We start from the raw sequence: 1,509 nt of genomic DNA on the forward strand, positions 1-1,509 counted from the left end.
CGTCCACGACCGCGAGGCCCCGGAGGCCTGGCCGTACAAGGTCGGCCACTGGCCCTACCCGATCGAGCAGCAGGAGGCGGAGCTCGCGGCGGCGGAGCGGGAGTACGGCTACGACCTCGTCGCCCGCCGCGACGGGATCACTCTGCTCCACCGGCGCCGCGTCTAGTTCTTGTGGAGGCGGGCGAGCAGGAGGTTGGGGTCGTTCTGGGAGAAGAAGGCCGCGCTCGCGACGTACGGCTTCCCGCCTCGGTTGCCCTGCACATGGGTGACTTGGGCGTGCCCGCATCGGTGGTCCTACGCGTGCGGCCCCACTGCCACCCGCCCCACCGTGAGCTCCGCCGCGCCCTCCAGGGCCTCGCCCACGCGGGCCGCCTCGTGCTCCAGGGCGCGGAGTCGGCGTGCGCTCAGGGGCTTCAGGGGTTCCACCGTGACGGCGATCCGCTTGCCGGAGCGGCGTTGGTGCCAGACGCCGGCGACCTCGCCGTCGACGAGGAGCAGGGGGAAGTTGCCGGCCTGGCCGCCGGCGAGGGCGCGGGCGGACGCGCGGCCGGGAAAGAGGCGGGCGCGGGGCTGGGAGGCGATGCCGAAGGCGTCGAAGTAGGGGAGCAGCCGTACCCCACGGGCCGGCTCGGCCGGGAACTCCGTGTCGCCCGCGACGACCCAGCCCGTCCCGTCCTCGAAGCCGAGCTCCTCGATCCGGCCCTCCCCGGCGAGCGCGGCGAACAGGTCCCGGGCCCAGCCGGCCGGCGCCGCGAGCCAGGTGGCGAAGTGCTGGGAGTCCGCCGGGCCGTAGGCGCGCAGATAGCGCTCCACCAGCTCGCCGAGCCCCGCCGGCCCCGCCATGGGCCGTACCCCGGGGTTCGTGTACGTGACCTTCCGGCCCCGGTTCGCCCCGAAGCACAGGACCCCGCGGTGCGCGGCCGTCGCGGTCGCCTGCCGCCAGCGGGGCCACTTGTCCTGGAAGGCCTCCATCACCCGCTCGCCCGCCCACGGCCCGGTGCGTTCCACGATCGCGTCGGTGAGCTCGTCCACGGTCAGCTCCGCGCCGGCCAGCGCGTCCCCGATCGCCGCGACGACCTCGTCCGTCTGCGCCGCCGTCAGCCGCACGTGCTCGGGGTGCCCGCTCCGCCCGGCCGGCAGCGCGGAGAGCGCGCCGGTCCACAGCGCCAGGTCGGCGGCCGGCAGCAGATGCAGGGTGCCGCGCGGGCCGTACGTCTTGACCAGCGAGCGGTCCTGCCACAGCGCCGCCCGCACGTCGGCGCGGGTCGCCCCGGCGATCCGCAGCGACAGGGACAGTTCCGCCGCCGACAGGACCTGGGCGTGCGCCCCGAGCATCGCGGCGGCGACGTCCGCCGGCCCGGCGTCGGCCGGCTCGTCGAGGAACTGGCGATGGATGCGCCGGGCGTCTGCCTCGGCCCAGGTGACGTGCGCGGAGGAGGTCGTCATGGCTCGACCGTAGGGGCGAAGTAGGTCAGAAACCGTCCTCGACGAGCCGGCCGGAAGCCGAGC

At 75.6% G+C, this 1,509-nt stretch carries 1 protein-coding gene; it reads right to left on the reverse strand.

What is annotated here, in order from left to right:
* Nucleotides 1-294: 294 nt before the first annotated feature.
* Nucleotides 295-1,446: a winged helix DNA-binding domain-containing protein gene (locus VIU94_RS06255; protein WP_331908409.1), complete on the reverse strand. Its 1,152-nt coding sequence runs from the start codon at nucleotides 1,444-1,446 to the stop codon at nucleotides 295-297.
* Nucleotides 1,447-1,509: the final 63 nt, after the last annotated feature.

The organism is Streptomyces sp., from assembly GCF_036566765.1.
Taxonomy (GTDB): Bacteria; Actinomycetota; Actinomycetes; order Streptomycetales; family Streptomycetaceae; genus Streptomyces.